We start from the raw sequence: 7,351 nt of genomic DNA, 5'->3' as shown, positions 1-7,351 counted from the left end.
TTTAGCTCCTTTTGTTTTACTCTACTATACTTATTCGACATATCTTTTAAAATTCCTTTTTGCCTTTTAGTCATATATACAAAAAAAATCGCCATCTTTAATTTGATGACGATTTTTTATATAGTTTTTCAGTGGCCTCTTCGATAAGCGTGATTTTTTAAATTAAATATATACTTTCATATATTATTTTCTACCTTTTTGGGACCATATCTTTAAACCTATAAGCAATCCAGTCCCAATGGTAGATACAATGCCTGTATATATTGCTACTTTACCTGTGGTTGCCTTGTTTTTGGGTGTTTTAACTGTCTTGTGATAATCTTCCATTAAATTAAGTTAACAGCTCGCTTCCCAAAATACACGCATAACTTCAACTTCTGAATTTGTTATTTTAGAAACCAATGTGCTCATATTAATTCCCCTCTCGGGTTACCCGTGTAACCTTAAATATAGTTTACAACCGTAACCTTTAAATTCCAATAGGTAACTTACATTTTGTATCTTAGAGTGAGTTCACTTTGAAGATTAACTTTCACAAATCAAAGGTTTTGTTGCAAATTTGCACATACGACCTCTTTTGATGATTTACTCTCTTTCATAAAAATTATATTATTGTTATAGACAGTCCAACACAAAAGTTTTCTATACAAAATAAAAAACTTAGTACTGGATTTTCTATACGTAGGCTAAAATTTTTAAATTAAAAGGAGATAGATTAATTGTGGTAAATTATGAAAGAATTAAAACAATAAAGCCTGAAGGAATTGAAAATAAAAAAGCATATTTAATTGGTGGGGGTATCGCTTCATTGGCAGCTGCTGAATACCTAATCCGTGATGGTCATATGGACGGTAAAAATATAACTATTTTAGAACAAAAAAATATACTCGGTGGTTCTATGGACGGTGCTGGAAATGCAAAAGATGGATATGTTGCACTTGGTGGAAGAGAAATGGAAGAACATTATGAATGTATGTGGGATTTATTTGGAAAAGTACCATCATTAGAAGAACCCGGACGGACTGTTTTAGATGAATTTAAAGAACTAAATGATAGTGATCCTAACTACTCTAACTGTCGTGCGATTGCTAACCGTGGAGAAAAACTTGATTTTTCAAGTCTTGGACTAGCAGAAAACCATGTTAAACAACTTACTAAATTATTTCTTGCTACAGAAGATTCATTAGGAGCCATTACTGTTGAACAATTTTTCGATGCTTCATTCTTAAAAACTGATTTTTGGTTATATTGGAGAAGTATGTTTGCATTTGAAAATTGGCATGCTCTTATAGAAATGAAACGATATATGCATCGTTTTATGCATCTAATGCCAGGAATGAGTAAAATGAAAGGATTAGTTTTCACTAAATATAATCAATACGATTCAATGATTCTTCCACTAAAAAAATCGTTAGAGTCACAAGGAGTAGTATTTGACTTAAATACACAAGTAACTGATTTAGATATAGATATAACTGCAGATAAAAAAACAGTTACAGGAATCCATTTGACTCGTAATGAAAAAAAAGAAGAACTTATTAAAACTACAGAAAATGATTTAGTATTCTTTACTAATGGATCTATGACTGAAAATGCTACACTTGGAAATATGGATAAAGCACCAGTACTCGATAGAAGCGAAGGTGCCTGCTGGAGTCTATGGAAACAAATAGCTAAAAAAGATAGCGCGTTCGGAAAACCAGAAGTATTCTGTAGTGATATTGATAAAACTACATGGGAATCATATACAATAACTGCTAAAGGTCCTAAAATGAGAAAACTTATGGAGAAATTTGCTGAAAGAGAGTTCGCTCCACATCAAACTGCAACAGGGGGAATAATAACAGTTAAAGACTCAAACTGGTTATTAAGTGTTACTGTTAATAGACAACCTCAATTTACTAATCAACCAGATGATGTTATAGTTATATGGGCATATGCTTTATTCCCTAATAACGAAGGTGATTTCATTAAAAAGAAAATGAGTGAATGTACTGGTAAAGAATTATTACAAGAACTTTTATATCATTTAGGAATTGATGAAAAAGATATGGATGAATATATTGATACATGTATTGTAATTCCTTCTATCATGCCTTATATTACAAGTCAATTTATGCCTCGAGTTAAGGGAGATAGACCACAAGTTGTACCTGCTGGTAGTTCAAACCTTGCATTTTTAGGTCAATTTGCAGAAGTTAAAGATGATTGTGTATTTACTGTTGAATATTCAGTTCGTTCTGCTATTATGGCTGTATATACTTTACTTGGACTTGAAAAAAATCCACCTGAAATATATCCTAGCCAATACGATATACGTGTTGTTGCTAATGCAACTAAAGCGCTGAATAGTGGAAGACCATTACCAGCTGAAGCAATCATCAAAAAATTATTGTGCAATACAAGTTTAGAAGGCTTAATTTAAGTCTAAAGAATAAAAAGCTATGAAATATGAGTTTAAAAACTTAATTTCATAGCTTTTATATAAATAATAGCATTAAGGTATTTTGAATTCTAATAAAGCTTTATGAGTATCTCCAATTATTATTTTATTAAGATTATAAATAATTTGCTCTGGATTTTCTATCATATTTTTTCTTATCCATTCAAGCAATAAACCAACAAGCGCAACCTTATAAAAATTCACTACAAATCCCTTTCCTTTTTCAGACACTTCTTTGCCTAAGGTAATTTCATCTACAACATTTAAAACGAGGTTATACACTGCACTGTACAAGTGAGTTTCTAATTTGTCCCGGGCAATGGAATTATAAGTATTTAGAACCATTTTACGGTTTTCATTCAAATAATAAAATATTCTCAAAAACCCCTCTTGCCATGTCTTATAGGTTATATTTTCTTCCATTACATTTCCAACTTCATTTTTAAAAATCCACTCTAAAAGCGCATAAATATCTTGAAAGTGATAATAGAATGTACGACGATTTACTTTACATTCCTTAACAATATCATTAATTGTGATTTTACCTAAAGGAGTAGTATTCATTAAATTTTTTAATGATTGTGCTAAAGCTTGTTTTGTGATTTCTGACATACTTTAAACCTCCTTTTTGAGAATCATATATATATTATATTTTGAATATATTATTTAGTCAATTTCTAATAAATATAAATAATTATTTATATTTTCAAATGTTTCTATAAAAAAACAATAAAATGGAGTTCATATGATGAACTCCATTTTAATAAATTTAATATAGAAAAAAGACTAACAAAAAAATCACATTCCAGTGTTTATCTATGTTTTATAATATTTAAGTCTATGTATATGTTTAGCCAAATATGAAGTCTCATCTTCAACAACTTTTAGCTCTAACTCTCCTTCAATGAATTTAGAAATTTTTTGTGCCAATTTGAAAGAAGAAACATACTGATTCTTTATAGTATCTAATAATTCATTTTGAATAGGCGTATCATTCAAAATTCTTTGAATAGCAAATTGAATATGAGTAATAAATCTAGCATAACCAAGTGACTTTTTATCTATTTCAACACTTAATTCATCTTCAATCATTTTTATAATTGTATTTGATATAAATGCATATTTCATTGTATTATACAATCTCCCATCATTTCTTGCAGACTGTATATGCAGAGCTATAAATCCGATTTCATCATCTAATAAGTGAATATTTGTTTTATCCTCAATCATAGTTGAGGCCTTTTGGGCTAATTCAAATTCTCTTGGAAAAAGGGTCTGAGTTTCAGCTAAAAATGGGTTTTCAATATTCTCATGGTTTTTAAGTTGCTTTAAAGTAACCTCTATATGGTCAATTAGTGATACATGGATTTTCTCATGTAAATTTTCATTTAGTTCTGAAGATATCATATATATAATTTCCTCACAAAGTGCAATCACTTCAATCTCAACACTATTTAAAAGTTTATGAAAATTGACTAAATTTATTTTATTCTCAATAGAAAGTATTTTTTCTATTGACATATATTTAGATATACTATCACCAGAATTCTTTCCAAATCCTATTCCTTTTTCATAAAGGATTTTTTCTAAATTTGCTTGATAAACTAATACAATATTATTATTAAACACTTTAATTACATTAAAATCAGAAGTTCCAATTTCCATTAAATTCCCTCCATGTTTTATAGGTTGTATTTTTACCTATTTTTTTATCTTTACTTGCGACGGGAGACTCCGTTCTCTATAGAGATAGATGAATTTCGTTTCCCAATTATTATCATTTAATATTATAGTATAATACCTATTATACTATAATATTCTATAAACTATAAACTTCTATAAATTAGTTCTCCAACACTAATATCTTTGAGTTTGCTAATGTTTAGCATATCCCTGTTGACTTTTATATATAATATTTGTAGAATATAATAAAGTGGGTGATTCGAATTAAAGATTTATTTAAGGCTTATAAAAACAATATATTATTTTGTATTATACTGATTATATCTTTGTGTATCTCTATAACTATTGGTGCTATTTCTATGTATTTTATATCTTATTACACTCAAAATATATGGTTATCACGCCTTTCATTTGCTTTGGTTTTTAGTATATTTCCTTTCATTTGTTGTTCTATTTTTAATATAAAATATTCAAGACAATTTGGAAATTCCTTATTAATATTTCTGAAAGCATCAATTTTCTCCTATTTTCCTATTTTTGTATTAGGATTTATAATATCTTTAATTGTAAGCAATAAATAATGATTAGCAACGCAAATTGTTTTGCTAATCATTAACACCCATTTTTACCATTAATCGGGTCTAAATTTATTGTTATTCTTCCACTAGAAATTAATTGTTTAAAATTAAAAATAAATTTATCTACTATACCATTATACTTTAATCCAATTTCTTCCTCTCTTATACATCTATTAAACCTCAAAACAATCCTTTAGGTTAACAAAACATCTTATATTCCGTCCTCTAAATCTTGAATTTTCTCTCGATATACTTTAATTGCAAAGTACCCCGAAATTATTAAAGAAACTGCTTCTGATATTGGAAACGCTATCCATATTCCTGTTAATCCAATTAGTTTACTTAGAATAAATGCCAATGGTAATAAAATAATAATCTGTCTTGCAAAAGATATAATAAGGCTTACTTCTGCTTTACCAATCGCTTGGAAAACCACGGAAATAACTATTGCTACTCCAGAAAACACAAAACCTATACTAATAATTCTCAAACACTCAATCCCAATTGCTTCCATCTGTGGTGTACTGCTAAATAGCATAAGCAGCTGCCTCGGGAATATTACAAATACAGTGGTACCAAGAAGCATTATTGCGCACGCAAATATGCAACCATACTTGACAGTTTCAAGTACCCTATGCTTATTTTTCGCGCCATAATTATAGCCAACTATAGGCATGATTCCCTGTGTCAAACCGAATACAGGCATATATATAAAAGACTGTAATTTAAAGTATGCTCCAAATACTGCAACAGCAGTTCCAGAAAATCCTGCTAAAATTAAATTGATACCAGATATCATTATGGACCCCAACATTTGCATAAGCATAGCAGGGACTCCAACTTTGAATATTTTACCTGTGATATTACCACTATAATGAAATTTCTTTAAATTTAGTTTTAGTCCATTTTTGTTTCTAAGTACGAGTTTAAGTGCATATAGCATAGCACATAGTTGACCAATAACCGTTGCTATTGCTGCCCCCTTCACACCTAATTTAGGGAAAAATAACAATCCAAAAATAAGAATTGGATCTAGAACAATATTGGTTATTGCCCCTAATAATTGTATTCTCATAGAACTTAACATGTCCCCAGTAGATCTCAAAATATTCATACACACTTCTGATATAATGCTACCAAATGAAAACATCATAATAATCCTAGTATACTGTACTGCATATTCAATAACAACAGGGTCGTCAGTAAACATCTTAGCAAACATTTCGGGTACAAATGTTGAACAGATAGCAAGGATAATCCCCAATACAATGCCTATTGCAAACCCATGTTCCGCCGTATTTATAGCATCATCTTTGTTCCCCGCGCCTAGCTTTCTTGACATAAATGAGTTAATACCCACACCAAACCCCACAAATATTGATACTATTATAAGTTGTATTGGAAAAGCTATGGATAAAGCAGTAAGTGCCTGCTCTGATATTTTTGCTACAAACATACTGTCTACAACATTATATAGCGCTTGCACAATCATTGACAACATTGCTGGCAATGACATTTTCATGATCAGCTTCTTTATATCCATATTCCCTAGTTTATACATACTTTCTTTCATTGTTAATCCTCCGTAAATGTCGTTATATTATCTACCATTTTGGCTAATATACTTCTTATTTTTTCAATATCTGCATTAGAGATGTTATCAATAAGAATATCTTCCCATCCTTTCAAGACTTCTGTAATGATAGGAAATATATTTCTTCCTTTATCGGTTAAATATATGCCCCTTTCACGTTTATCACTTTCATTAACTACTCTATTAACATAATTATACTTTTCAAGATGGGTGATTATTTTTGTTATAGTGGCCTTATTAAATAAAAATAATTCATTTATTTCAGTTAGGTTCGCCCCATTATCATCCTTTAAAAATAACAATACTTCCGCTTGAACTTTATTTAGATTATATTCTTTTAGCTTAACATCTACAAAGTTTTTTTCATTTCTATATAATATTGAAATATTCCTTCCTATTATTTTACGCATATTTCCCTCCTCCCATAATGGTTGCCTAAGAAACTATTATACTTCATAATAGTTTCTTGGGCAACCATTATTTACAGCAATCAATATAATGAAAATAAACACCCCCTAAAGCGCACAAATTCACGCCTTAGAGGGTGTTTTTAAGTTGGATTTTTAACTACAACTACTACAGCTAGCACATTCACCTTCTTGTTTATTTTCTAGTTCGATAGAGAAACCATCTAAACCATTTTCCTCACCACATTTTATTACTAAACTTCCAAATTCATCATTAACACTCTTTTTTACCACTAATTTAATATCTCCAATTTTCTCAACATTGTCGTCTTCTTTTTGTCCATCCAGAACAAGATTAAACACAGGTCCACTTCAGCCATTACCTGTTAAATTAATTCTTATTTCATCTGAGGTTACATTATTTCCCTTAAGGAATTTTTTAAATTCCGTATAGGCTAATTCACTCATACTTATAAAAGCCATTTTAATTACCCCTCTCTATATTTTATGTGCACTCTCGGAAACTCTTAATGCATTGCTAACTCTTGATTCATTTTTGCTCAAAAATCAACTTCACCTCAGAATTTCTTCGTGCTATATATTGTACGGATAGCTTAGATAATCCAAGCTATTCGTAGCATTATCT

8 protein-coding genes are annotated in these 7,351 nt (G+C 29.7%); 1 reads left to right on the top strand and 7 read right to left on the bottom strand.

Annotation, left to right across the window (positions count from 1 at the left end; translation table 11 throughout):
• Positions 1–183: 183 nt before the first annotated feature.
• Entirely contained in the window at positions 184–327 is a 144-nt protein-coding gene (locus JJD95_RS18990; protein ID WP_291644891.1) for a hypothetical protein, read from the bottom strand.
• Positions 328–721: 394 nt separating this feature from the next.
• Between JJD95_RS18990 and JJD95_RS18985 the strand changes: the two genes are divergently transcribed.
• The gene (locus JJD95_RS18985; RefSeq protein WP_291644888.1) at positions 722–2,425 is read left to right on the top strand and encodes an oleate hydratase; all 1,704 of its coding nucleotides are present in this window, start codon (positions 722–724) and stop codon (positions 2,423–2,425) included.
• A 72-nt stretch (positions 2,426–2,497) separates the two neighbouring features.
• Here the strand turns inward: JJD95_RS18985 and JJD95_RS18980 are convergent, their stop codons facing one another.
• From JJD95_RS18980 to JJD95_RS18955, 6 genes are all read right to left on the bottom strand, one after another.
• On the bottom strand, positions 2,498–3,055 hold the full coding sequence (locus tag JJD95_RS18980) for a TetR/AcrR family transcriptional regulator C-terminal domain-containing protein (protein ID WP_291644886.1): 558 nt from the start codon (positions 3,053–3,055) through the stop codon (positions 2,498–2,500).
• A 204-nt stretch (positions 3,056–3,259) separates the two neighbouring features.
• A complete protein-coding gene (locus JJD95_RS18975) occupies positions 3,260–4,108 on the bottom strand; it encodes a PRD domain-containing protein (RefSeq protein ID WP_291644884.1) in 849 nt (282 codons plus the stop codon).
• Between the two features lie 630 nt (positions 4,109–4,738).
• The gene (locus JJD95_RS18970) at positions 4,739–4,888 is read right to left on the bottom strand and encodes a hypothetical protein (protein ID WP_291644882.1); all 150 of its coding nucleotides are present in this window, start codon (positions 4,886–4,888) and stop codon (positions 4,739–4,741) included.
• Positions 4,889–4,915: 27 nt separating this feature from the next.
• A complete protein-coding gene (locus JJD95_RS18965; protein WP_291644879.1) occupies positions 4,916–6,277 on the bottom strand; it encodes an MATE family efflux transporter in 1,362 nt (453 codons plus the stop codon).
• Between the two features lie 2 nt (positions 6,278–6,279).
• Positions 6,280–6,708, bottom strand: a complete 429-nt coding sequence (locus JJD95_RS18960; RefSeq protein ID WP_291644877.1) for a MarR family transcriptional regulator — start codon at positions 6,706–6,708, stop codon at positions 6,280–6,282.
• A 153-nt stretch (positions 6,709–6,861) separates the two neighbouring features.
• Complete coding sequence (locus tag JJD95_RS18955) at positions 6,862–7,068, bottom strand: hypothetical protein (protein WP_291644876.1); 207 nt, start codon at positions 7,066–7,068, stop codon at positions 6,862–6,864.
• Between the last annotated feature and the right edge of the window lie 283 nt (positions 7,069–7,351).

It is taken from the genome of Clostridium sp. (assembly GCF_016650035.1).
GTDB lineage: Bacteria > Bacillota > Clostridia > Clostridiales > Clostridiaceae > Clostridium_AD.
The sequence above is the reverse complement of the archived record's forward strand: the minus strand, read 5'-3'. Positions and strand labels throughout refer to the sequence as shown.

Coding starts and splice junctions, on each gene's coding strand:
- JJD95_RS18990 (WP_291644891.1), bottom strand. CDS start 327: ATGGAAGATTATCACAAGACAGTTAAAACACCCAAAAACAAGGCAACC.
- JJD95_RS18980 (WP_291644886.1), bottom strand. CDS start 3,055: ATGTCAGAAATCACAAAACAAGCTTTAGCACAATCATTAAAAAATTTA.
- JJD95_RS18975 (WP_291644884.1), bottom strand. CDS start 4,108: ATGGAAATTGGAACTTCTGATTTTAATGTAATTAAAGTGTTTAATAAT.
- JJD95_RS18965 (WP_291644879.1), bottom strand. CDS start 6,277: ATGAAAGAAAGTATGTATAAACTAGGGAATATGGATATAAAGAAGCTG.
- JJD95_RS18960 (WP_291644877.1), bottom strand. CDS start 6,708: ATGCGTAAAATAATAGGAAGGAATATTTCAATATTATATAGAAATGAA.